Origin of the sequence: Streptomyces sp. Ag109_O5-10, from assembly GCF_900105755.1 — a bacterium.
GTDB lineage: Bacteria > Actinomycetota > Actinomycetes > Streptomycetales > Streptomycetaceae > Streptomyces.
On the sequence record NZ_FNTQ01000001.1, the window covers coordinates 7,875,048 to 7,898,459 of the forward strand.

Here is a 23,412-nt window from a genome sequence, read left to right on the forward strand (position 1 = left end):
CGGTGGATGAGGAACATGCCGGTTCGGCACGGGATTTGCGGATCCCGTACGGGAGTCGCGGGCCGGCCGTCAAGGTCCCGTCAAACCCGCCTGAAGGGGCGTCAGGAGCCCATCAAGGCGGACCGGTCGCGGCCGGATCCGGTCGCAGACTGATCGGCACGGGGGACGGGCGACCGTCCGTGGCGGGTACCTGGGAGGGGACCGTGACCATCACGGCCGGCACGGCAAACAGACCTCCGGCGGAGGCTGTCGAAGAGCCACGGCAAGCCGTGGTCGTCCCGTCGCCCGTACCGACCCCGGGGCCCGCCAGGCGCCCGGGGAAGCGGATCGTGGCTGCGCGGGCCGCTCTGCGCCGCCGTTTCCGGGCTACCGTTCCGGCCCGGCTGCGCCTTCTGCGCGCGGCCACGGTCCTGCTTGTCGTCGCCCTGGGGATCCTGCTTCTCGCCGCCGGGCTTGCCGCGAACGGCACCTGGGACGACGTGGCCGACCGAGACGCCCCCCGCACCACCAGCGCGGCCTCCCTCAACCTGGCCCTCAACGACATGGACGCCCAGGCCGCCAACATCCTGCTGTCCAGCGGGGACGGCGGAAAGGGCGCACTGGAGACCCCGCACACCAAGGCCGTCACCCTGTACGGCGACGCCCGCCGCGAGATCGGCCACGACCTGCGCACCCTCGCGGCGGCCGCCCAGGGGAACCGCGCCGACGAGAAGATCGTGGAGTCGATCACCGACGACTTCGCCCAGTACCAGGAGCTCATCGGCCGGGCCCTGGAGAACGACCGCCGCGCCGGTGGCAAACCGGACGCGATCACCGACTACCGGGAGGCGACCGACCTGCTGCGCACCAGCCTCCTGCCGGACGCGCGCAAGCTGGTCTCCTCCAACGACGCGGCCTTCGACTCCCACTACGCGGCCGCCCGTTCGGCACTCTCCGCCCAGCACGTCGTGGTCCTCGTCCTCGGTCTGCTGCTCCTGGCCGTCCTCGGCGTCCTGCAGTGGTACCTGGCCCGCCGCTTCCGCCGGAACCTCAACCCGGCCCTCCTGGCCGCCACCGCGTGCGCCCTGGTCGCCGTCGGCCTCGGCACCCAGTTCCTCTCGGCCTCCGCGTCCGACCTGAAAGTGGCCCGGCACGACGCCTTCGACTCCGTCGTCGCCCTCTCCCGCGCCCGCGCGATCGCCTACGACGCCAACGCCGACGAGAGCCGCTACCTCCTCGACCCGCAGCGCCGCGCCAAGTACGCGGACTCCTTCCTCAGCAAGTCCCAGGAGCTGTACGGCGTCCACGGCGCCACGCCGGCCACGTACGACGCCGGCCTCGCGACCACCTGGCAGGCCTACCGCGCCGATCCCACCGACCTGCGCTTCACCGGTGAGTTCCGGCGCGAGCTGGACAACATCACCTTCCCCGGCGAGCGGGCCGCGGCCGAGAAGACGGTCGACGCGTACGCCGCCTACGAGCGCGACGACCGGAAGATCCGCGCACTGCTCGCCGCCGGCGAGGAGCAGCACGCGGTGGAGTTCTGCATGGGCTGGGAGGCGGGCACGTCCAACGCGCACTTCGGTGCCTGGATGACCGCGCTCGACGAGGTGACCGGCATCAACCGTGCCCACTTCGACGAGTCGGTGGCCGCGGGACGGAGCGAGCTGACCGGCCAACTGCCTTGGGCCGGTGCGCTGTTGCTGCTCGCGATGGCGCTGGCCGGGCTGGGGCTCCGGCCCCGGCTGGCGGAGTTCCGCTGAGCGCCGGCCCCCTGCCAGTGGAAGCTACGCGTCCGCCAGCCGCGCCTCCTCCAGGTCCAGGGACCGCTGCAGCCTTCTGCGGGTCGTGTCGCTGATCGTGTGCTCGTCGTACAGCCGGCGCAGCTCCGCCGCCTCCACCGCTATCAGGTCGCGGCGCAGCTGCCGGTAGACCAGGTCGGCCGACTCGACGGTGTTGTCGGTGAGGCGGTCGCGGGCGTCGTCGAGGCGGGCGTTGAGGCCACGCCGGAGCCGGTCGAGGACCACGTCCGGTACGGCCTCCAGCTCGGACAGCTCCTCCAGGCGCCGGATGCCCGCGGCGGCCAGCCGGCAGCGGGCGGCGGCCTCCTCGCGCTCGGTGTGGTCCGGCTCCAGGGCGATGCCGGAGCGGCGCACCACCGAGGCCAGGGAGAAGCCCTGCACGACCAGGGTGACGACCACGACCGACGTGGTGAGGACCAGGACCAACGGCCGTTCGGCCAGCGCCGAGCCGTCCTTCGCCGTCGCCGGGATCGACAGCGCGGCCGCCAGCGGCACCACGCCCCGGGTGCCGGCCCAGGTCAGTACCACCGGCACCCGCCAGTTCGGCCGTTGTATGCCGCCCTTGCGCTGCACGACCGCCGACAGCGGCGCCAGCCACAGCAGCCGTACCGCGATCAGCGTGCCCGCCACCGCCAGCGCGTACAGCGGCCAGGCCCTGTCACCGTCGGACAGCGCCCGCACCTGGGCGGGCAGCGCGAGCCCTATCAGACTGAAGACCACGCTCTCCAGCAGGAAGACCACCGTGCCGTAGACGGCGTGCAGTTGGAGCCTTATGCGGGCGTCGGTGAGCCGGTCGCCGCGGCCGCCCAGGACCACGCCCGCCACGACCACCGAGGTGACGCCCGAGGTGTGCGCGGCCTCGGCCAGGACGTAGGCCGTGTACGGCGTGACCAGGGAGATCACCGTCTCCAGGACCGGGTCCTCGGTACGCCGCCGGATCACCACGACGACCGCGGCGACCAGAGCGCCGATCAGCGTGCCGCCGCCCGCGAGGAGCAGGAACTCGCCGCCCGCCGCCCCCCAGTCCGCCGCCGCAGAGGCCACCGCTACGCCCACCGCGACCCGGTAGAGGACCAGGGAGGTCGCGTCGTTGAAGAGGCTCTCGGCCTGGACCAGCATCTGGACCCTGGGCGGCAGGGCGAGCCGACGGCCGAGCGCGGTCACCGCGACCGGGTCGGTGCTGGCGAGGATCGCACCGAGGACCAGCGCCATCTGCCAGGACAGCGGGGTGACCAGGGAGGCGACCGCCCCGACGGCCGCGGCCGAGGCGAGCACCAGGCCGACCGCGAGCACGCCGACCGGCTTCCACACCGCCCGCAGCTCGCGCCAGGAGAGTTCTTCCGCGCTGGCGTAGAGCAGCGGCGGGAGGACGACGAGGCCGATGACCTCCGGGCTGACCCGGATCGCCGGGGTGCCCGGCAGCAGGGCCACGGCGAGGCCCGCGACGACGAGGAGGGAGGGGGCGGGAATCCGCCATCGGCGGGCGAAGGTCGCCACCACCGTGGCCAGTACCACGAGTGCGAGAACCGTACCCACGCTGCGCATGCCGTCCCCCTGGGGCCCTAGCAGGAGCCACTGTGACTCCCGGCCGACCAGACTTCCCGGCACACCGCCCTCACCCTATCCGGCCAAGGGCCGTCAAGACAGTGTCAACGTCCTCGTCAGCGGCGCCAGAGACACGTCAAGAGGCAGGCCCATGGCCCTGCGGCGCGCTTTTCTTTGAGGTGATGAACGATGTACCGCGCGGACGACTGAAGGTCTACCTCGGGGCCGCCCCAGGGGTCGGCAAGACCTACCGCATGCTCGACGAGGCCCAGCGCCGCGCGTCCCGGGGCGCGGACGTGGCGGTGGCGTTCGTGGAGTGCCACGGGCGCCCCTGGACCGAGGCCATGATCGACGGCCTGGAGGTCGTGGCACGGCTGCGCTGCGACTACCGGGGAGGCGAGTTCGAGGAGATGGACGTCGCCGCCGTGCTCGCGCGTCGCCCCCAGGTGGCGATCGTCGACGAGTTCGCGCACACCAACATCCCGGGCGGCGGTCGGCACCCCAAACGCTGGCAGGACGTCGAGGACCTGCTCGCGGCGGGCATCGACGTGATCACCGCCGTCAACATCCAGCACCTCGAATCACTGAAAGACGTCGTCGAGAAGATCACCGGGGTGCCGCAGCACGAGACGGTGCCCGACGACGTGGTCCGCAAGGCGGAACAGATCGAGGTCGTCGACATCCCGCCCGAGGGCCTGCGCCGCCGCATGGCGCACGGCAACATCTACGCCCCCGAGAAGATCGACGCCGCCCTCGCCAACTACTTCCGCCCCGGCAACCTCACCGCCCTGCGCCAACTGGCCCTGCTCTGGGTCGCCGACCGCGTCGACGAGGCCCTCCAGTCCTACCGCGCCGAGCACGCCATCGGCGGGGTGTGGGATACCCGCGAGCGCGTGGTGGTCGCCCTGACCGGCGGCCCCGAGGGCGACACACTGGTACGACGGGCCGCGCGCATCGCCGACCGGTCGGCGGGCGGCGACCTGTTCGCCGTGCACGTGGCCCGCAGCGACGGCCTGGCCGCCGGCGTCTCGCACGCCTCGCTGGCCCGGCAGCGCCGGCTGGTCGAGGACCTCGGCGGCAGCTACCACTCGGTGGTCGGCGACGACGTGGCCGCCGCCCTGGTGGACTTCGCCCGCGCCGAGAACGCCACCCAGCTCGTCCTCGGCACCAGCCGCCGGGGCCGCCTGGAACGCTTCCTCACCGGACCCGGCACGGGGGAGACCGTCACCGCCCTCTCCGGCGACATCGACGTCCACCGGGTCACCCACGAGCGGGCCGGCCGCGGCACCCTGCTGCCCTCCCGCCGCCGCACCCTGTCCACCGGCCGCCTGATCGCCGGACCGGTCGCGGGGCTGGTGCTCCCGGTCCTGCTGACCGTCGCCCTCGCCCAGGTGCGCGGCACCGTCAACCTGACCAGCGAAGCCCTGCTCTTCCTGCTCGCGGTGGTCGGCGTGGCCTGCATAGGCGGGGTGACCTCCGCCGTGATCGCCTCCGTCACCGCGTCCCTGCTGCTCAACTACTGGTTCATCCCGCCCATCGGCCAGTTCACCCTCGACGACCCCAACGCCCTGCTGGCACTTGTGGTGTTCGCGGTCGTGGCCGCCACCGTGGCCGCCGTCGTCGACCGCTCGCTGCGGCTGTCCAGGCGCGCGGCGCGGGCCACCGCCGAGGCGGAGACCATGTCGTCGCTGGCCGGCAGCATCGTGCGCGGCGGCCAGACCATTCCGGCGCTCCTGGAACGCACCCGCGAGACCTTCGGCATGGACTCCGCCGCACTCGTCGACGAACCGCCGGACGGCGCCGACGCCACCTCCGTGCCCGCGGGCCCCGGCAACTACCTGGTCCTGCGCGGCCGTACGCCCTCCTCATCGGAGCGGCGGGTGCTCGCCGCGTTCGCCGCGCACGTCGGGTCGGCGGTGGAGCGGGCCCGGCTCGCCCAGGCCGCCGCCGAGGTCGAACCGGTGCGCGCCGCCGACCGGATGCGCACCGCGCTGCTGCGGGCCGTCGGCCACGACCTGCGCACCCCGCTCGCGGCCGGCTGGGCGGCGGTCACCTCGCTGCGCAGCCGGGAGGTGGAGTTCTCCCCGGAGGACCGCGACGAACTCCTCGCCACCGCGGATGAGTCCATGGCCCGGCTGAGCCGGCTCGTCGACAACCTCCTCGACCTCAGCCGCCTGGAGGCCGGTGTCCTCACCCTCAACCTGCGGGCCACGGCCCTGGAGGAGGTGCTCCCGACCGCCCTCGCCGACACCCCGACGGCCGAGGTGCACGGCGAACTGGAGGACATGCCCCCGCTGCTGGCCGACCCGCCGCTGCTGGAGCGCGTGATCGCGAACCTGGTGGGCAACGCGGCCCGCTACAGCCCGCCCGGCACGCGGGTGCTGGTGACGGCGAGCGCGCTGGCCGGGCGCGCCGAGCTGCGGATCATCGACCGGGGTCCCGGTCTGCCCGCGGGCGGCCGCGACCGGCTCTTCGAGCCCTTCCAGCGGCTCGGCGACACCGACAACACCACCGGCCTCGGGCTCGGCCTCGCCCTCGCCCGCGGGCTCACCGAGGCGATGGACGGCACGCTGACCCCCGAGGACACCCCGGGCGGCGGGCTGACCATGGTCGTCTCGCTGCCCCTGGCCGACCGGGCCCAGCCCTTCCGGACACCGCAGCACGTCGGAGGTGCCGCGGAGGGGCCGGTGGGCGCGGCCTGACCCGTGGGCCGCCGGGGTCCCACCGGCCTGCGACTGCTCATGCTCCACCTTCTTGGCATGTTCTTGGCGGAATTTTGAACGGCGGGCGGCGGTCCGGCCGGAACCGGCGTCACGGCCGGTGCCGTTCAGGCTGATGTGACGTCAACCCTGCTCGTACCAGCGGCATCCGGAGAGCGAACCGGCCACATGGTGATCTGCGGCGACGACGGCCTCGCGCACCGGCTTGCCGTCGAACTGGACGCCGTGTGCGGCGAGATCGTCACCGTGGTCCTGCCGTCCGCCGACGACGAGCACGGTGCCCGGGTCGCCGCCCTGCACCATGATCCGACGTCCGCCGTCCAGCTGCACATCTCGGCCCGCCCCGACGAGGCCACCCTGCGCGCGGCCGGCGTGGCACGGGCCGCCGCGCTCGCCCTGACCTACCGCGACGACCAGGCCAACGTCACCGCGGCCCTGGTGGCCCGCGCGGTCAACCCCTCCGTACGGCTGGTCGTGCGGATGTTCAACCGGGAGCGGGGCAGCCATCTGGAGCGGCTCCTGGACCGGGCGGCGGGCCTGTGCGAAGCCCCCGCACCGGACACCTCCACCACCGTGCTCTCCGACGCCGACACCGCCGTACCGGAACTGGTCGCGGCGGCCGCCGTGGGCCACGGCCACACCCTCCAGGTCGAGGGCAAGGTCTTCCGCGGTGTCGTACGGCCGGCGGGCACCCCGACGCACGCCACCGACCTCGCCACCCTCGCCGTGCTCTCCGGCGCCCACCAGGACGACCCGGCCAGCCAGGACAGCGCCGAGACGGCCGGCGAGGACGGCACCCTGCTGCTGCCGGACGACCGGACGGCGTACCACCGGCAGTTCACGCACGGGCGGCTCATGCTGGAGGAGGTCGTCCACCTCGACACCGCCGAACCGGCCCGCCGCGCCCGGCGGTTCCGGCCGGTGCGCTGGCTGCGGGCCCGGTTCGCCCACCTGCCGTGGCGGGTCTTCCGCTCCCGGCAACTGGCCGCCGTCTACGGCTCGCTGGCCGCCGTGGTGGTCGCCCTGTCCACCGCCACCGCGCTGTTCGCGGACGAGCGTCCCTGGTGGAAGAACTTCTATCTGCCCCTGCTCGACATCTTCACGATGGGCGATCCGGCGACCGAGGAGTCGCCCGCCCGCCGCATACTCCAGCTCCTGGCCGGCTTCGTCGGGCTCGCCGTGCTGCCGCTCGTGGTCGCGGCCACCATGAACGCCACCGAGGCGTTCCGCACCGCCTCGGTCAACCATCCGCCCGATGACGACGTCAGTGGCCACATCGTCCTCGTCGGGCTCGGGATGGTCGGCACCCGGGTGCTGGACCGGTTGCGCACCACCGGCCACGAGGTCGTGGCCATCGAGCGGGACCCGCGCGCCCGGGGCGTCGCCCTCGCCAGGGAACTCGGCGTCCCACTGGTCCTGGAGGACGCCACCGTCCCCGGCGTCCTCGAACTCGCCCGGGTCCGGCAGTGCGGCTCGCTGCTCGTCCTGACCCGCGACGACGGCCAGAACCTCGACATCGTGATGACCGTCCGGGAGGCCAACCCCGCGGTGCGGGTGGTCACCCGGCTGTACGACGACGCCTTCGCCGCGACCGTCCAGCGCACGCTGAGAGCGTCCTACCCGGACGCCCTCACCCGGAGCAGAAGCGTTTCGGCGCTGGCCGCGCCGTCGTTCGCCGCCGCGATGATGGGCCGCCATGTGCTGGGGGTGATGCCCGTGGAGCGCGGGTCGCTGCTGTTCACCTGCGTGGACGTGGCCGGGCACCCCGAGCTGGAGGGGCGTTCGGTGCACCAGGCGTTCCGGCGCCGGGAGTGGCGGGTGCTGGCGGTGGGGCCGGCCGGCGGGGGCGCCCCGGGGCAGCCCGCCTTCGACTGGCGGCCGGCGCAGGGGCGGGTGCTGGCGGTGGGGGACCGGGTGGTGATGGCCACCACGCGGCGCGGGCTCGATGTGCTGATGACGGGGGCTGCTAGTCCAGGCCCGACGCCCTGAAGACGCCCCGCGCGTTCTCGCGCTCGACCTGTTCGCCGAGGCGGGTCAGGGCGGTCGAGCCGCAGAGCAGGGTGCCGGCCGCCGCGGCCCTGCGGGCGCCCGCGTCGACGCGCAGCCACAGGTCGGGGTTGTCGACGAGGACCTGGGGGTCGATCTCCAGCCGGTCGCCGAAGGCGTCACGGAGCAGCAGGCGGGGCGAGATGCCGTCGAGACGGCGGACCGAGACCAGGCGGTCGGTGCGGACCCTGCGGGTGCGCAGCAGCCGGCGTGAGGTGAGCCAGCCGTCGCCGGCGCGGACCCTGGCGGGGCAGAGGGCGGCGAAGAGGAGCAGGGCGAGGGTGGTCCAGAGGGTGCCGCGCCACCAGGTGAACGTCCCTGATTCCCAGTCGATCAGGAGGAGCAGGGCGAGGAGGGCGCCTGCGCAACGGGCCGATGCGTAGACGTCTTTGGACCAGCGGGGGTCCTCGGAGGGCTGCATGGGGCGACGGTAGGGAGCGGCGGTGCGCGGCGTCAGCAGGCGGGGCATGTCCTTGACGGGACTCTGACGGTTGTGGGTCCGTGCGGGCCGGTGGGGGCTTGTCGCGCAGTTCCCCGCGCCCCTTTCAGGGGCGTTGCCGTCAAGGGCGCGTCAAAGTCGCCGTCTCCCGCGCGAAGAACGCGCAAGGGAGTGCCGGAGCCGGTCGGGGCGGGACAGAACCTGGTCGCATCGCGCGCGGTACTCCCGCGCGCGAGACGTGTGTCCCGTTCGTTAAGGAGCCCCGCCCATGTCCGTACTGACCGCCGAGCCGGGGGCCGTGCCCGCCGGTGAGGAGCCGCCCGATACCGGGGAACGGCACCGCCTCACCGCCGTGACCGGCCTCGCCGCGCTGTCGCTGGACGCGATGGCGTCGGTGGCGTACGGGCCGGAGGCCATCGTGCTGGTGCTGGCGGCCGCCGGTGCGCACGGGCTCGGCTTCACGCTGCCGGTCACGCTCGCGATCGCGGCCCTGCTGGCGGTGCTCGTCGCCTCGTACCGGCAGGTCATCGCGGCCTTCCCGGACGGTGGCGGATCCTACGCCGTGGCCCGCACCCACCTCGGGGCGCGCACCAGTCTGGTCGCCGCCACCTCCCTGGTGCTCGACTACGTGCTGAACGTCGCCGTCGCCGTCACCGCCGGGGTCGCCGCCCTCACCTCGGCCTTCCCGGCGCTGTACCCGCACCGGCTGGTGCTGTGCCTGGCCGTGCTGGTGCTGGTCACCGGGGTGAACCTGCGGGGCGTCGTGGAGTCGGCGAAGGCGTTCATCGTGCCGACGGCGGTGTTCGTCGGGTCGGTCTTCGTGCTGATCGTGGCGGGGCTCCTCCGGTCCGCGCCGGCCAGTACGGTCACCGCCGCCGGACATGCCTCCGCGCTCGCCGACAACGCCTCCAGCGTGGGCGCCCTGCTCCTGCTGAAAGCTTTCGCCTCCGGTTGTGCCGCCCTCACCGGCGTCGAGGCCATCGCCAACGCCGTGCCCTCCTTCCGGGTGCCCCGCGTCAGGCGCGCCCAGCACGCCGAGGTCGCCCTGGGCGCGGTGCTGGGCGCGATGCTGGTCGGGCTCTCGGTGCTGATCGCCCGGTTCCATCTGCAGCCGGTCGCGGGCGTGACCGTCCTGGCCCAGCTCGCCGACGCCTCGCTCGGCCACAACTGGGGTTTCTACGTCATCCAGTTCGCCACGATGATCCTGCTGGCGCTGTCCGCGAACACGAGCTTCGGCGGGCTGCCCGTACTGCTGAAGCTGCTCGCCCGGGACAACTACCTGCCGCACGTCTTCGCGCTCAAGGCCGACCGGCAGGTGCACCGGCACGGTGTGCTCGCCCTGGCCGTGGTGTCGGCCGCGCTGCTGGTCTTCTCCGGCGGTGACACCAACACGCTGGTGCCGATGTTCGCCATCGGGGTCTTCGTCGGCTTCACCGTCGCCCAGGTCGGGATGGTGCGGCACTGGCGGCTGGAGCGGGGGACCGGTTGGCGCGGGAAGGCGCTGCTGAACGGGTTCGGGGCGGTCCTGACGGGCGTGGCGACCGTCGTCGTGACCGCGAGCAAGTTCACCGCGGGCGCCTGGCTCGTCGTGGTCATGCTGCCGCTGCTCGTCGGTGCCTTCGTCACCGTGCACCGTGCCTACGGGCGGATCGGGGAACGGCTCGGGCTCGGGCGGATCCCCGCCCCGCCGCACCGGGAGCGGTCGGTCGTGATCGTGCCGGTGTCGTCGCTGTCCCGGCTCACCTCCCAGGCGCTCTCCGCGGCCGCCTCCCTGGGCGACGAGGTGCGGGCCGTGACCGTCTGCCATCCCGACCCCGAGGACCGGGCCCAGCTGCACGCCCTGGAGCGCGCCTGGGCCGCCTGGGACCCCGGGGTGCCGCTGGTCCGGCTGAGCTGCGAGCGGCGCACCCTGGGCCGTCCCGTCGCCGCCTACGTCCGTGAGGTGACCGCGGCCGAGCCTGCCACCCAGGTGACCGTGCTGATCCCGGAGACCGAGCCGGAGCGGCTCTGGCAGCGGCTGCTGCAGAACCAGCGCGGTGCCGTCGTCGCGCATGCCGTGCGCAAGGAGACCGACGCGGTGATCTGCCGGCTGCGGTTCCGGCTGTCCTGATCCGCTCGGTGCGCCTGAGGCCGGCGTTCCCCCAGTTCAGGGGGGTTCGGCCGCCGAACGGCGGCCTCCGGTCGCAGGTCGGTCGCGGCCGCGTCAGAGTCCCGTCAAAGGCGTGAACACCGCCGTAAGGGACCCGTCAACGGCGGCCGAAACCGGCCAGAAAGACGCTTTCCTCTAACAGTCCAAGTCCGTTCCACACCTCATCCAGGAGTTCACGATGGCCGATCTGGCCTTCGTCGTCACCGTGCTCGCGGGTTTCGCGCTGGTGGCACTCGTCGCCAAGGGGGTGACCAAGCTGTGACCGCCGAGAACATCGTCGGCCTCGTCGTGGCCGTCGCCCTGCTGGGCTATCTCGTCCTCGCCCTGATCTTCCCGGAGAGGTTCTGAGACACCCATGGGTCCCGTAACCGCCGCCGTGCTCCAGCTCGTCGCGCTCATAGGCGCGCTGGCGCTGTGCTACATCCCCTTCGGCAACTACATGGCCAAGGTCTACACCTCCGACAAGCACTGGCGGGTCGAGAAGTGGATCTACAAGGGGATCGGCGCCAACCCCGACACCGAGATGCGCTGGCCCGCCTACCTGCGCGGGGTCCTCGCCTTCTCCCTCATCGGCGTCCTCTTCCTCTACCTGCTCCAGCGGATTCAGGGCATCCTGCCCGGCTCGCTGAACTTCTCCTCGGTCAACCCGGCGCAGTCGTTCAACACGGCCGTCTCCTTCGTGACCAACACGAACTGGCAGTCGTACTACGGCGAGCAGACCATGGGTCACGTCGTGCAGACCGCCGGCCTCGCCGTCCAGAACTTCGTCTCCGCGGCCGTCGGTATCGCCGTCGCCGTGGCGCTGGTGCGCGGGTTCGCGCGCTCGCGCACCGGTGAGATCGGCAACTTCTGGGCCGACCTGGTGCGCGGCACGATCCGCATCCTGGTCCCGTTCGCCGCGATCGCCGCCGTCGTCCTGGTCGCCTGCGGCGCCATCCAGAACTTCTCGGGCATCCACGAGGTCGGGCAGTTCATGGGCGGCTCGCAGCAGTGGAACGGCGGGGCCGTGGCCTCCCAGGAGGCCATCAAGGAGCTGGGCACCAATGGCGGCGGTTACTTCAACGCCAACTCCGCGCACCCCTTCGAGAACCCGACGCCCTTCACCAACCTCTTCGAGATCTTCCTGCTCCTGCTGATCCCGTTCGCGCTGACCCGCACCTTCGGTGTGATGGTCGGCTCGGTGAAGCAGGGCTACGCGATCCTCGCCACGATGTTCACGATCTGGCTGGGCTTCGTCGCCCTGATGATGTGGACCGAGTTCGCGCACCACGGCGCGGCGCTCCAGGCCGCGGGCGGGGCGTACGAGGGCAAGGAGGTCCGCTTCGGGGTCGGCTCCTCGTCGATCTTCGCGGTGTCGACCACGCTCACCTCGACGGGTGCGGTGGACTCCTTCCACTCCTCCTTCACCGGCCTCGGCGGCGGCATCACCTTGCTCGGCATGATGCTGGGCGAGATCGCGCCCGGCGGCACCGGCTCCGGCCTCTACGGCATCCTGATCATGGCGATCATCGCGGTGTTCATCGCCGGCCTGATGGTCGGCCGTACGCCCGAGTACCTGGGCAAGAAGATCGGTGCCCGCGAGATCAAGCTGTCGGCGATCTACATCCTGATCACGCCTGCGCTCGCGCTCGTCTTCACCGCGGCCTCGATGGCCCTGCCGACCCCGCCGCACTCCATGCTCAACCCGGGCGCGCACGGGTTCTCCGAGGTGCTGTACGCCTTCACCTCGGCGGCCAACAACAACGGCTCGGCCTTCGCCGGCCTGAACGCGAACACCGACTGGTACAACACCATGACCGGACTCGCGATGCTGTTCGGCCGCTTCCTGCCCATGGTGTTCGTGCTGGCGCTGGCCGGCTCGCTCGCCGAGCAGAAGCCCGTCCCGGTCACGGCCGGCACCCTGCGCACCGAGAAGCCGCTCTTCACCGGCCTGCTCGTCGGCGCGATCCTGATCATCACCGGTCTGACCTACTTCCCGGCCCTCGCGCTGGGCCCGCTCGCCGAGGGGCTGGCGTCATGACCACCCGTACCCGGAAGTCAGAGGACTCCATGTCCACAGCCACCCCGACCCGCGCGCCGCACAGCGACGTCCCCACCGGGCACAAGCCCGCCGAAGGACGTGTCGGCGCGGGCCTGTTCGACCCCAAGCAGCTGGTCAAGTCCCTCCCCGAGGCCTGCCGCAAGCTCGACCCGCGGGTGATGGTCAAGTCGCCCGTGATGTTCGTGGTGTGGGTCGGCTCGGTCCTGACCACGGTCTTCTCCTTCAAGGACCCGGGCGACTGGTTCGGCTGGACCATCAGCGCCTGGCTGTGGCTGACCGTGATCTTCGCGAATCTCGCGGAGGCGGTCGCCGAGGGCCGCGGCAAGGCCCAGGCCGACACCCTGCGCAAGGCGAAGACGGACACCGTCGCGCGGCGGCTGACCGGCTCCAGCGAGGAGCAGGTGCCCGGCACCGAGCTGAGGATCGGTGACCTGGTCGTCTGCGAGGCCGGCGACATCATCCCCGGTGACGGTGACGTCGTCGAGGGCGTCGCCTCCGTCGACGAGTCGGCGATCACCGGTGAGTCGGCCCCGGTCATCCGCGAGTCCGGCGGTGACCGCAGCGCGGTGACCGGCGGTACGAAGGTGCTGTCCGACCGGATCGTCATCAAGATCACGACGAGGCCGGGCGAGACCTTCATCGACCGGATGATCAGCCTCGTCGAGGGCGCGGCCCGGCAGAAGACGCCCAACGAGATCGCGCTGAACATCCTGCTCGCCTCGCTGACCATCGTCTTCCTGCTGGCCGTCGCCACCCTGCCGCCGTTCGCCGACTACGCGGGCACCCACCTGACGATGGTCGTGCTGGTCGCCCTCCTGGTCTGCCTCATCCCGACCACCATCGGCGCGCTGCTCTCCGCGATCGGCATCGCCGGCATGGACCGGCTGGTGCAGCGCAACGTGCTCGCCATGTCCGGGCGCGCGGTCGAGGCCGCCGGTGACGTCTCCACGCTGCTGCTGGACAAGACCGGCACCATCACCCTCGGCAACCGCCAGGCCTCCGAGTTCGTGCCGGTGGGCGGGGTCGCCGAGGCCGAGGTGGCGGACGCCGCCCAGCTGTCGTCGCTGGCCGACGAGACGCCCGAGGGTCGCTCCATCGTCGTCCTCGCCAAGGAGAAGTACGGGCTGCGCGAGCGGCACCAGGGCGAGCTGGCGCACGCCGAGTGGATCGCCTTCACCGCCCAGACCCGTATGTCGGGTGTGGACGTCGACGGCCGCAGGATCCGCAAGGGCGCGGCCGGTTCGGTCGTCGCCTGGGTCCGCGAGCAGGGCGGCACCGTCGCCGAGGACGCGGACACCCTGGCCAACGCCATCTCCGAGTCCGGCGGCACCCCGCTGCTGGTCGCGGTCGACGACGCGGAGGGCGCCCGGGTCCTGGGCGTCATCCACCTCAAGGACGTCGTCAAGGAGGGCATGCGCGAGCGGTTCGAGGAACTGCGCCGGATGGGCATCAAGACCGTCATGATCACGGGCGACAACCCGCTGACGGCGCGTGCCATCGCCGAGGAGGCGGGCGTCGACGACTTCCTCGCCGAGGCCACCCCCGAGGACAAGATGGCCCTCATCAAGCGGGAGCAGGCCGGCGGCAAGCTGGTCGCGATGACCGGTGACGGCACGAACGACGCCCCCGCGCTGGCCCAGGCGGACGTCGGCGTGGCGATGAACACCGGTACGTCGGCCGCCAAGGAGGCCGGCAACATGGTCGACCTCGACTCCAACCCGACCAAGCTCATCGAGATCGTCGAGATCGGCAAGCAGCTGCTGATCACGCGCGGTGCGCTGACCACGTTCTCCATCGCCAACGACGTCGCGAAGTACTTCGCGATCATCCCGGCCATGTTCGCCGTGGTCTACCCGGGCCTGGACAAGCTCAACATCATGCACCTGTCCTCGCCCAGCTCCGCGATCCTGTCCGCGGTCGTCTTCAACGCGCTGATCATCATCGCGCTGGTGCCGCTCTCCCTGAAGGGCGTGCAGTACCGGCCGGTGAGCGCGGACAGGATGCTCCGCCGCAACCTCGGGATCTACGGTCTCGGCGGCCTGATCGCGCCCTTCATCGGCATCAAGATCATCGACATGATCATCTCTCTCATCCCCGGAATCGGTTGATGACCATGAACAACTCCGTGACCAACACCGCCCGGTTGCTCTGGGCGGGCCTGCGGGCCCTGCTCGTGCTGACCCTGGTGACGGGCGTCGTCTACCCGCTGGTCGTCACCGGCATCGCCCAGGCCGCCTTCCACAACAAGGCGAACGGCTCCGAGATCAAGGCGGACGGCAAGGTCGTCGGCTCGTCCCTGATCGGGCAGTCGTACAACCTCCCGCTGAAGAAGGGCCAGGAGACCCCGGACGCGGACCTGAAGTGGTTCCAGGGCCGCCCGGCCAACGGGCTCGGCAGCAACAGCGTCAACACCCAGTACAAGCTGATCCTTTCGGGTGCGACCAACCTCGCCGCCGACAACAAGGTCCTCGTCCAGCAGGTAAAGGACGCCCAGGCCGCCGTCGTCAAGGACAACTCGGTGCCCGGATACACCGTCGAGGTGTCCCAGGTGCCGCCCGACGCCGTCACCTCCTCTGGCTCCGGCCTCGACCCGGACATCTCCCCGGCCTACGCCGAGCTCCAGGTCCACCGGGTCGCCGAGAGGAACGGCCTGTCCCTCGCCCAGGTGGAGAAGCTGGTCAAGGACCACACCACGGGCCGCACGCTCGGTTTCATCGGCGAGCCCCGGGTGAACGTCCTCGAACTCGACATCGCGCTCAAGGACCTGACCAAGGGCAGTTGAGCCGATGACCCGAGTGCTGGTCGTGGAAGACGACCCCCAGCTCGTACGGGCACTCGTGATCAACATGCAGGCACGCCAGTACGGAGTGGACGCGGCGCCCGACGGCGCCACGGCCCTCCGGCTGGCGGCCGCGCGTCAGCCGGACGTGGTGATGCTCGACCTCGGACTGCCCGACATGGACGGGGTCGACGTCATCAAGGCGCTGCGCGGCTGGACCCGCGTACCGATCCTGGTGCTGTCCGCGCGACAGGCCTCCGACGAGAAGGTCGCCGCGCTGGACGCGGGCGCCGACGACTACATCACCAAGCCGTTCAGCATGGACGAACTCCTCGCCCGGCTGCGGGCCGCGGTCCGCCGCACCGAGGAAACCCCGCTCGCCCCCCGGACCACCCGGGTGGAGACGGCCGACTTCACCGTCGACCTGCTCGCCAAGAAGGCGGTGCGGGCCGGTCACGACGTCCGGCTCACCCCCACCGAGTGGCATCTGCTGGAGATACTGGTCACCAACCCCGGCCGGCTCGTCACCCAGAAGCACCTGCTGCGCGAGGTGTGGGGCGTCACCCGGAGCAACAAGACCAACTACCTGCGGGTCTACATGGCCCAGCTCCGCCGCAAGCTGGAGGCGGACCCCTCCAACCCCCGGTACCTGATCACCGAGCCCGGCATGGGCTACCGCTTCGAAGGATGACATGGCACGCGGCAGGCTTCGGATCTACCTCGGCGCGGCACCCGGCGTGGGCAAGACCTACGCCATGCTCTCCGAGGCCCACCGCCGGATCGAACGCGGCACCGACTGTGTCGTGGCGTTCGTCGAGCACCACGACCGGCCGCGCACCGAGGTGATGCTGCACGGCCTGGAGGAGATCCCGCGCAGGGAACTGGAGTACCGGGGCGCGGTGTTCACGGAGATGGACGTCGACGCGGTCCTCGCCCGCCGCCCCCAGGTCGCCCTCGTCGACGAACTCCCGCACACCAACATCCCGGGCTCCCGCAACGCCAAGCGCTGGCAGGACGTCGAGGAGCTGCTGGCCGCCGGGATCGACGTCGTCTCGACGGTCAACATCCAGCACCTGGAGTCGCTAGGCGACGTCGTCGAGTCCATCACCGGGGTACGGCAGCAGGAGACCGTGCCCGACGAGGTGGTCCGGCGGGCCGACCAGATCGAGCTGGTCGACATGTCGCCGCAGGCGCTGCGCCGCCGCATGGCGCACGGCAACATCTACCAGCCGGACAAGGTCGACGCCGCCCTCTCCAACTACTTCCGGCCCGGCAACCTCACCGCCCTGCGCGAACTCGCCCTGCTCTGGGTCGCGGACCGGGTCGACGAGTACCTGAACGCGTACCGCAGCGAACACCGCGTCTCGAAGATCTGGGGCTCGCGGGAGCGGATCGTGGTCGGCCTGACCGGCGGCCCGGAGGGACGGACCCTCATCCGGCGGGCGGCGCGGCTGGCCGAGAAGGGCGCCGGCGGCGAGGTGCTTGCCGTCTACATCGCGCGCAGCGACGGCCTCAACTCCGCCTCCCCGAAGGAACTCGCCGTCCAGCGCACCCTCGTCGAGGACCTCGGCGGCACCTACCACCACGTCGTCGGCGACGACGTCCCGGCCGCGCTCCTCGACTTCGCGCGCGGCGTCAACGCCACCCAGATCGTCCTCGGCGTCTCCCGGCGCAGCAGCTGGCAGTACGTCTTCGGCCCTGGCGTCGGCGCCACGGTCGCCCGGGACTCCGGACCCGACCTCGACGTCCACCTCATCACCCACGACGAGGCCGGCAAGGGGCGGCTCCCGCTGGGCCGTTCGGCGCGGCTCGGCCGGTCCCGGCTGATCTGGGGCTGGCTGACCGGTGTCCTCGGGCCGGTCCTGCTCACCGGGCTGCTGACCTCCGCCGCACCGGAGGTGGGCCTCGCCAACGACATGCTGCTGTTCCTCGCGCTGACGGTCGCCGCTGCCCTGCTCGGCGGACTGCTCCCGGCGCTCACCTCGGCGGTCGTCGGCTCCCTGCTGCTCAACTGGTTCTTCACCCCGCCCGTCCACACCCTGACCATCGCCGACCCGGAGAACATCGTCGCCATCGCGATCTTCGTCGGGGTCGCGGTGTCCGTGGCCTCGGTGGTGGACCTCGCGGCCCGGCGCACCCAGCAGGCGACCCGGCTGCGCGCCGAGTCGGAGATCCTGTCCTTCCTCGCGGGCAGCGTGCTCAGAGGGGAGACCAGCCTGGAGGCGCTGCTGGAGCGGGTGCGGGAGACGTTCGGCATGGAGTCGGTGGCCCTCCTGGAGCGGGCGGCCGACGTGGCGCCCTGGACCCGCGCGGGCAGTGTCGGGCCGCGGCCCTGCCGGTCGCCGGAAGGGGCGGACGTCGACGTGCCGGTCGGCGACCACATGACCCTCGCCCTGTCCGGGCGGGTGCTGCCGGCCTCCGACCGGCGGGTGCTGGCCGCGTTCGCCGCGCAGGCGGCCGTCGTGCTCGACCGGCAGCGGCTCCAGCAGGAGGCGGACCAGGCGAAGGAGCTGGCGGAGGGCAACCGCATCCGTACGGCCCTGCTCGCCGCCGTCAGCCATGACCTGCGCACCCCGCTGGCCGGCATAAAGGCCTCGGTGTCGTCGCTGCGCTCGGACGACGTCGAGTGGTCCGAGCAGGACCGGGCGGAGCTCCTGGAGGCCATAGAGGCCGGCGCCGACCGCCTCGACCACCTCGTCGGAAACCTCCTCGACATGTCCCGCCTGCAGACCGGCACCGTCACGCCCATCGTCCGCGAGGCCGACCTGGACGAGGTGGTGCCGATGGCGCTCGGCGGGGTCCCCGAGGACAGCGTCGAACTGGACATCCCGGAGACGCTGCCCATGGTGAACGTCGACAAGGGGCTGCTCGAGCGGGTCGTCGCCAACGTGGTCGAGAACGCCGTCAAGTACAGCCCCGGCGAGACCCCCGTGCTGGTGAAGGCCAGTTCCCTGGCCGACCGGGTGGAGGTGCGCGTCGTGGACCGCGGGCCCGGCGTCCCGGACGAGGCCAAGGAACGCATCTTCGAGCCGTTCCAGCGGTACGGCGACTCACCGCGCGGCGCGGGGGTGGGGCTCGGCCTGGCCGTGGCCCGCGGCTTCGCCGAGGCGGTCGGCGGCACGCTGACCGCCGAGGACACCCCCGGCGGCGGCCTCACCATGGTGCTGACCCTGCCCACCGCACCGGGCCGCAGACCGGGGCGGCCGGACCTGCCGGCGGCGGTGACGTCGTAGCGCGACGGCCTGCGGCACGGTTCGGTGTTACGACAACTGCCGTGAGTCCAGCGGCAGATGCCAGCTGTTGCGGCGGTGTGCGGCGGTCAGCGTCTCCTCCAGCGGGGACGGCGGTACGGCCAGCACCGGGCAGCGCGCGTGGGAGAGGCAGTAGCGGGCCACCCGGCCCGAGAAGGCCCGGCGCCAGCCGCGCCGGCCCGCGCCCACGACCAGCACGTCGTCGTCCCGGTCCGCCACCTCCACCAGGGACAGCCCCGGGGTGCCGCGCACCACGAGTCCGTGCACCGGGGTGCCGGGGCCGACGTCGCCGAAGACCTCGTCCAGCACGTCGAGCAGCCGCTGCCGGGCCATCCGCTGCCACTCGTCGACCATCAGCGTCGCGGCCGGCGAGCGCCGCGTCGCCAGCTCACCGCCCGGCGGCTGCCACGCCAGCACCGGCCACAGTTCCGCGTCCCGGCGCCGGGCCTCCGCGGCGGCCCGGGACAGGGCCGTGACGCTGCCCAGCGAACCGCTCACGCCGACCACGACCCGGACGGGCGCAGGCGTCGTAACCGGACATGACTCCACCGTTCCTCCCTGGCTGTCCCCGGGCACATTCCGGGCCGGACGGATACCCCGATCCGGTTCCATGACACTGCGCCGAACGGGTGACGGCCAGGGTCCGGGGCACTTCTTGGCACGCCCCTGACGGTCCGCTGTGGCGGCCGCCACCAGCACCGACTCCGGTCCGTCAGCGTTCCGTCAACGTCGCCGCGATCACCGTCAGCGTCCCGTCATGAGGCATCGGAGTGATGCCGGAAGCGGGCATAGCGTCTTGGGCAAGCCCTGGCCGGCCTCCCCGCCGCCGGGGCACCAGTTCCTTCCTGTGCCAGGAGGCATGCCATGTCAGAACTCTTGTGCGGTGACGACCCGGAGCCTTCCGATCGCTCCCCGGCCGGACCCCTGTTCGTACCGGTCCGGCCGGGACCCGCGGGTTGCGCCGTCCGGCTCTTCCGCACCCCGCTCGGCGGGCGCACCGCCGTCGGCTTCACCTCGGCCCGCGCACTCGCCGCCACGCTCGGCCCCGACCAGGCCTGGATCCGGCTCGCCGAACCCGCGCTGCGTGCCCTGGCCGCACCGCTCGGCGTCACCACCGTGACCGTCGACCCGCAGTTGTCGGCGCCGGCCCCCGCGCCGGTCGCGCCGCTCCCGCGCCCCGCCGTCACCCTGCGGACCGTCCGCACCGCCTGAGCCGCGTGAACCGCGTGATTCTTCCGAGTCTGAGAGGGGAGCGGTCGATGACCACCCTGCACGAACCCGTCGTCACCACCACGCCCGCCGATCTGTCGGTGTGGCCCGCCTCCACCACCGAGCCCCGGCCCGGCGACCTCGCCGTCGGCGGGGTCCCGCTCGCCGAGGTCGCCGACCGCTTCGGCACCCCCGTCTACGTCCTCGACGAGAACGAGGTCCGCGAGCGCTGCCGCACCTACCGGCACGCCTTCCCCGACGCCGAAGTCCTCTACGCCGCCAAGGCGTTCCTGTGCCGGGCGATGGTCCACTGGACCGAGGAGGAAGGGCTCGGCCTGGACGTCTGCTCGGCCGGCGAGCTGGAGCTTGCGGTCACCACCGGGTTCCCGCCGGAGCGGATCGTGCTGCACGGCAACGCCAAGTCGCCGCGCGACCTGGAGACCGCGCTGCGCCTCGGCGTCGGGCGGATCGTCATCGACAGCCCCTCCGAGATCGCCCGGCTCGCCGCCGCCGTCGGCCCCGACGGGCACCAGAAGGTCATGGTCCGGGTGGTGCCCGGGATCAGCGCGGGCGGCCACGAGAAGATCCGCACCGGCACCGACGACCAGAAGTTCGGCCTGTCCATCGCCGACGGCTACGCCCAGCACGCCATCGCCCGGATACTGGACCAGCCGCAGCTCCAACTCACCGGACTGCACTGCCATCTGGGCTCCCAGATCACCAGCGTCAAGCCGTACCTCGCCGCCGTGCGCCGGGTGGTCGGGCTCATGGCCCGGCTGTACGAACAGCACGGGCTGGTCCTGGCCGAGCTGGACCTGGGCGGCGGCCACGGCATCGCCTACCGGCCCGGCGAGGCCGCCCTCGACCTCACCGCCCTGGCCCGCAAGGTGCGCGCCGAACTGTCCGACGCGTGCGCGGCGGCCGGGCTGCCGGTACCCCGGCTGATCATCGAACCGGGGCGGGCCGTCGTGGGCCCGGCCGGGATCGCCGTGTACCGCGTCCTCGCCGTCAAGAAGACCGGCGCCCACACCTTCGTCGCCGTCGACGGCGGCATGAGCGACAACCCGCGGCCCGCCCTGTACGGCGTCCGCTACGCGCCCCGGCTCATCGGCCGCGCGAGCGCGGCGCCCACCGCCCCGGTGACCGTCGTCGGCCGGCACTGCGAGGCGGGCGACGTGCTGGCCGCCGACGTCGAACTCCCCTCCGACGTGCGCCCCGGCGACCTGCTCGCGGTCCCGGTGGCCGGCGCCTACCACCTCTCCATGGCCTCCGGCTACAACCTGGTCGGCCGTCCGCCGGTCACCGCCGTCCGCGACGGCCACGCCCGGCTGCTGGTCCGGCGCGAGTCCCTGGACGACATCCGCCGCCGCGACGTCGGGCTGTAGTCCGGCCCGACCCCGCGCAAGGCTCCCGGGCGGGCCGGCCCTCCCTCACTCACGCCGGCCGACCCGCCCGGGGACCGGCACCACGGGCGCGCGGACACGGCACGGAGGACACTGTTGCCGACCGTCCCACCGGCCGTGATGAGGTACCGATGGCGTATGGCCTGGCACGCCGTGAACTGCGACCGAGGGTCCCACTGCGCCCGGGTGAGGGTGAGGGCGACAAGCACCGCCTGACCAGCCTGGAAGGCCTGGCCGCGCTCTCCCTGGACGCGCTCAGCTCCGTCGCGTACGGCCCCGAGGCGATCGTGCTGGCCCTGGTCGTCGCCGGCACCGGGGCGCTCAGTGCCACCCTGCCCATCACCCTCGCGATCACCTTCCTGCTCGCGGCGCTCGTCGTGTCGTACGGGCAGGTCATCGCCGTACACCCGGACGGCGGTGGCGCCTACGCCGTCGCCAGGACCGACCTCGGCGCCACCGCGAGCCTGCTGGCCGCCGCCAGCCTGGTCGTCGACTACGTCCTCACCGTGGCCGTCAGCCTCGCCGCCGGCGCCGACGCGCTGGTCTCGGCTTTCCCCGCCCTCGCCCACGACAAGCTGCTCGTCTGCCTGGTCGGCCTGGCCCTGCTGACCGCCGTCAACCTGCGCGGCGTGACCGAGAGCGCCCGGGTGCTGATGCTGCCGACGCTCCTGTTCATCGTCGCGATCCTCGGTGTCGTCCTGCTCAGTCTGCTGCGCGGACACCCGGTCGCCGTCGTCGGCACCGAACAGCCCGTGCACGCGACCGAGGCACTGGGCGCGCTGGTGATCCTCAAGGCGTTCTCGTCCGGCTGCTCGGCCCTGACCGGCGTCGAGGCCATCGCCAACGCCGTGCCGACCTTTCGCACCCCGAGCGTCAAACGCGCCCAGCGCACCGAGCTGATGCTCGGCGCGCTGCTCGGGATCATGCTGATCGGGCTGGCCGTCCTGATCCACCGCGACCACGTTGCCCCGCGCGGCGGGGTCACCGTCCTCGCCCAGCTCACCGCGGGCGCCTACGGCACCGGCTGGCCCTACTACGCCACCAACCTCCTCGTCACCCTCGTCCTGTGCCTGGCCGCCAACACCAGCTTCGGCGGGCTGCCGGTGCTGATGAGCCTGCTCGCCCGCGACCACCGGCTGCCCCATCTCTTCGGCCTGCGCGCCGAACGCCCGGTCTACCGCTACGGCGTGCTGGCCCTCGCGCTGCTGGCCATGCTGCTCCTGCTGGCCACCGACGCCGACACCCACCGGCTGCTCCCGCTCTTCGCCATCGGCGTCTTCATCGGCTTCACCCTCAGCCAGTCCGGCCTGGTCCGGCACTGGGCGACCCGGCGCCCGCCCGGCTGGAAGCGCCGCGCGCTGATCAACGGCACCGGTGCCGTGCTGACCACCCTGGCCGGGGTCATCCTGCTGTTCACCAAGTTCCTCTCCGGCGCCTGGGTGGTCGTGCTCGCCGTCCCGCTGATGATGCTGCTGTTCGCCCGCATCCAGCGCTACTACACCGAGGTGGGCGAGGAACTGGGCCTCGGCCGCATCCCGGAACCGCCCGACCGGCCCACCGCCAGCCTGGTGATCGTGCCGGTCGGCGAGGTCAGCAAGCTCGCCCGGCACGCCCTCGGCGCCGCCCTCGCCCTCGGCGACGAGGTGGTCGCGGTCGCGGTGCACGCCGACCCGGCCAGGGCCCGGGCGCTGGAGGAGGCCTGGGCGCGCTGGAACCCCGGCGTCCGCCTCGACATCATCGACAGCCCGCACCGCTCACTGGTGCAGCCGGTCGTCGACTACGTGCAGCGGGCGGCGACGGACGGCCGTCAAGTCGCCGTGCTCATCACGGAGGTGGAGCCGAGGCACCGGCGCTACCAGATCCTGCAGAACCAGCGCGGCCTGCTCCTCGCCACCGTGCTGCGGGCCCGCACCGACGTCGTGGTGTGCCTGCTGCCGTACCGGCTGAAGGTCTGACGGCCGCCTTGTCGGCCCCCTGAGCCGCCTCCTACAGTGCGCCCCGTAATGTTCGCCGACCTCGCCGAAACTTTCGGCGCGGCCTGGAAGGGGC

16 protein-coding genes are annotated in these 23,412 nt (G+C 72.4%); 13 read left to right on the forward strand and 3 right to left on the reverse strand.

The features are described from left to right. The first annotated feature begins 329 nt into the window (after positions 1–329). Positions 330–1,742, forward strand: a complete 1,413-nt coding sequence (locus BLW82_RS35915) for a hypothetical protein (protein WP_093505609.1) — start codon at positions 330–332, stop codon at positions 1,740–1,742. Positions 1,743–1,766: 24 nt separating this feature from the next. Here BLW82_RS35915 and BLW82_RS35920 read toward each other — a convergent pair whose 3' ends face one another. Then, positions 1,767–3,326, reverse strand: coding sequence for a Na+/H+ antiporter (locus tag BLW82_RS35920; protein WP_093505611.1), 1,560 nt, complete (start codon positions 3,324–3,326; stop codon positions 1,767–1,769). 182 nt (positions 3,327–3,508) lie between these two features. Here BLW82_RS35920 and BLW82_RS35925 point away from each other — a divergent pair, with 182 nt between their 5' ends. After that, positions 3,509–6,028: a sensor histidine kinase gene (locus BLW82_RS35925; protein WP_093505613.1), complete on the forward strand. Its 2,520-nt coding sequence runs from the start codon at positions 3,509–3,511 to the stop codon at positions 6,026–6,028. Positions 6,029–6,214: 186 nt separating this feature from the next. Next, positions 6,215–8,035 (forward strand): potassium channel family protein, encoded by a 1,821-nt coding sequence (locus BLW82_RS35930; RefSeq protein WP_093505615.1) that lies wholly within the window; start codon positions 6,215–6,217, stop codon positions 8,033–8,035. On the opposite strand, the gene BLW82_RS35935 is transcribed toward BLW82_RS35930, so the two are convergent. Continuing rightward, entirely contained in the window at positions 8,013–8,513 is a 501-nt protein-coding gene (locus BLW82_RS35935) for a hypothetical protein (protein WP_093508449.1), read from the reverse strand. The genes BLW82_RS35930 and BLW82_RS35935 overlap by 23 nt on opposite strands. A gap of 286 nt (positions 8,514–8,799) precedes the next feature. Here BLW82_RS35935 and BLW82_RS35940 point away from each other — a divergent pair, with 286 nt between their 5' ends. The 7 genes from BLW82_RS35940 (at position 8,800) to BLW82_RS35970 (ending at position 18,733) form a co-directional block, all read left to right on the forward strand. Beyond that, the gene (locus BLW82_RS35940) at positions 8,800–10,641 is read left to right on the forward strand and encodes an APC family permease (protein ID WP_093505617.1); all 1,842 of its coding nucleotides are present in this window, start codon (positions 8,800–8,802) and stop codon (positions 10,639–10,641) included. Positions 10,642–10,938: 297 nt separating this feature from the next. After that, complete coding sequence (gene kdpF, locus BLW82_RS35945; RefSeq protein ID WP_016434100.1) at positions 10,939–11,028, forward strand: K(+)-transporting ATPase subunit F; 90 nt, start codon at positions 10,939–10,941, stop codon at positions 11,026–11,028. A 7-nt stretch (positions 11,029–11,035) separates the two neighbouring features. After that, the gene (gene kdpA, locus BLW82_RS35950; RefSeq protein WP_093505619.1) at positions 11,036–12,700 is read left to right on the forward strand and encodes a potassium-transporting ATPase subunit KdpA; all 1,665 of its coding nucleotides are present in this window, start codon (positions 11,036–11,038) and stop codon (positions 12,698–12,700) included. Between the two features lie 29 nt (positions 12,701–12,729). Continuing rightward, positions 12,730–14,829, forward strand: coding sequence for a potassium-transporting ATPase subunit KdpB (gene kdpB / locus BLW82_RS35955; RefSeq protein WP_093505621.1), 2,100 nt, complete (start codon positions 12,730–12,732; stop codon positions 14,827–14,829). Positions 14,830–14,834: 5 nt separating this feature from the next. Then, a complete protein-coding gene (locus tag BLW82_RS35960; protein ID WP_093508450.1) occupies positions 14,835–15,503 on the forward strand; it encodes a potassium-transporting ATPase subunit C in 669 nt (222 codons plus the stop codon). Between the two features lie 4 nt (positions 15,504–15,507). After that, entirely contained in the window at positions 15,508–16,191 is a 684-nt protein-coding gene (locus BLW82_RS35965) for a response regulator (protein ID WP_093505623.1), read from the forward strand. A gap of 1 nt (position 16,192) precedes the next feature. After that, positions 16,193–18,733 carry a sensor histidine kinase gene (locus BLW82_RS35970; RefSeq protein ID WP_093505625.1) on the forward strand — a complete coding sequence of 847 codons (2,541 nt, stop codon included), beginning with the start codon at positions 16,193–16,195 and terminating at the stop codon, positions 18,731–18,733. A 27-nt stretch (positions 18,734–18,760) separates the two neighbouring features. Here BLW82_RS35970 and BLW82_RS35975 read toward each other — a convergent pair whose 3' ends face one another. Beyond that, a complete protein-coding gene (locus BLW82_RS35975; RefSeq protein WP_256216058.1) occupies positions 18,761–19,249 on the reverse strand; it encodes a universal stress protein in 489 nt (162 codons plus the stop codon). A gap of 366 nt (positions 19,250–19,615) precedes the next feature. Here BLW82_RS35975 and BLW82_RS35980 point away from each other — a divergent pair, with 366 nt between their 5' ends. The 3 genes from BLW82_RS35980 to BLW82_RS35990 all read left to right on the forward strand — a co-directional run bounded on the left by BLW82_RS35980 (position 19,616) and on the right by BLW82_RS35990 (position 23,318). Next, positions 19,616–19,963: an SAV_915 family protein gene (locus BLW82_RS35980; protein WP_093505627.1), complete on the forward strand. Its 348-nt coding sequence runs from the start codon at positions 19,616–19,618 to the stop codon at positions 19,961–19,963. A gap of 47 nt (positions 19,964–20,010) precedes the next feature. Continuing rightward, entirely contained in the window at positions 20,011–21,345 is a 1,335-nt protein-coding gene (lysA, locus tag BLW82_RS35985) for a diaminopimelate decarboxylase (RefSeq protein ID WP_093505629.1), read from the forward strand. A gap of 149 nt (positions 21,346–21,494) precedes the next feature. Continuing rightward, the gene (locus BLW82_RS35990; protein ID WP_093505631.1) at positions 21,495–23,318 is read left to right on the forward strand and encodes an amino acid permease; all 1,824 of its coding nucleotides are present in this window, start codon (positions 21,495–21,497) and stop codon (positions 23,316–23,318) included. The last annotated feature ends 94 nt before the right edge of the window (positions 23,319–23,412 follow it).

Bases quoted from the DNA above. Each gene is read 5' to 3' on its own strand.
- BLW82_RS35925 (WP_093505613.1), top strand. From the start codon at position 3,509: ATGAACGATGTACCGCGCGGACGACTGAAGGTCTACCTCGGGGCCGCC.
- BLW82_RS35940 (WP_093505617.1), top strand. From the start codon at position 8,800: ATGTCCGTACTGACCGCCGAGCCGGGGGCCGTGCCCGCCGGTGAGGAG.
- BLW82_RS35965 (WP_093505623.1), top strand. From the start codon at position 15,508: ATGACCCGAGTGCTGGTCGTGGAAGACGACCCCCAGCTCGTACGGGCA.
- BLW82_RS35920 (WP_093505611.1), bottom strand. From the start codon at position 3,326: ATGCGCAGCGTGGGTACGGTTCTCGCACTCGTGGTACTGGCCACGGTG.
- BLW82_RS35980 (WP_093505627.1), top strand. From the start codon at position 19,616: ATGTCAGAACTCTTGTGCGGTGACGACCCGGAGCCTTCCGATCGCTCC.
- kdpA (WP_093505619.1), top strand. From the start codon at position 11,036: ATGGGTCCCGTAACCGCCGCCGTGCTCCAGCTCGTCGCGCTCATAGGC.
- kdpB (WP_093505621.1), top strand. From the start codon at position 12,730: ATGTCCACAGCCACCCCGACCCGCGCGCCGCACAGCGACGTCCCCACC.
- BLW82_RS35970 (WP_093505625.1), top strand. From the start codon at position 16,193: ATGGCACGCGGCAGGCTTCGGATCTACCTCGGCGCGGCACCCGGCGTG.
- BLW82_RS35990 (WP_093505631.1), top strand. From the start codon at position 21,495: ATGGCGTATGGCCTGGCACGCCGTGAACTGCGACCGAGGGTCCCACTG.
- BLW82_RS35930 (WP_093505615.1), top strand. From the start codon at position 6,215: ATGGTGATCTGCGGCGACGACGGCCTCGCGCACCGGCTTGCCGTCGAA.
- lysA (WP_093505629.1), top strand. From the start codon at position 20,011: ATGACCACCCTGCACGAACCCGTCGTCACCACCACGCCCGCCGATCTG.
- BLW82_RS35960 (WP_093508450.1), top strand. From the start codon at position 14,835: ATGAACAACTCCGTGACCAACACCGCCCGGTTGCTCTGGGCGGGCCTG.
- BLW82_RS35935 (WP_093508449.1), bottom strand. From the start codon at position 8,513: ATGCAGCCCTCCGAGGACCCCCGCTGGTCCAAAGACGTCTACGCATCG.